A 386-nucleotide genomic window follows, 5' to 3' on the forward strand; every position below is an offset into this window, starting at 1 on the left:
TAATTGATCTTATTTAGATTCTAAGCAATAATCCGGTACAGAATTTAGATTTGGTAAAGGATTGAAAGTGAACGTTCCTAGGTATGTTATTGCAGGCGGTGCATCGTTAGTGATTCATGCGGCGCTATTATTTGTCGCTCAAGAATCCAAAGTATTTGCGATGCCTGCAGGTAGCCAATCGAACACGGTATCGATCAACTTCACTCCGAAGAGCACACCTTCTCAAGCTCAACAAAAAACGGTCACTGAGTCCGTCGAACCAGAACCAATCAAAGAACCTGTTTCAAAGGCAGAACCTAAACCAGTCGAGCCAAAAACTGTTGAGCCAAAACAGGCTAAACCAACACCGAAGAAAAAGGCGATCACCAATAAGCCACAGCCAAAAA

General features: G+C 42.7%; 1 pseudogene. It reads left to right on the top strand.

Going from position 1 to position 386, the window contains the following annotated elements:
• Nucleotides 1-67 precede the first annotated feature (67 nt).
• Nucleotides 68-386, top strand: a pseudogene (locus A3712_RS10015) (energy transducer TonB); the annotation flags it as partial.

Source organism: Vibrio sp. HI00D65, from assembly GCF_001635455.1.
GTDB lineage: Bacteria > Pseudomonadota > Gammaproteobacteria > Enterobacterales > Vibrionaceae > Vibrio.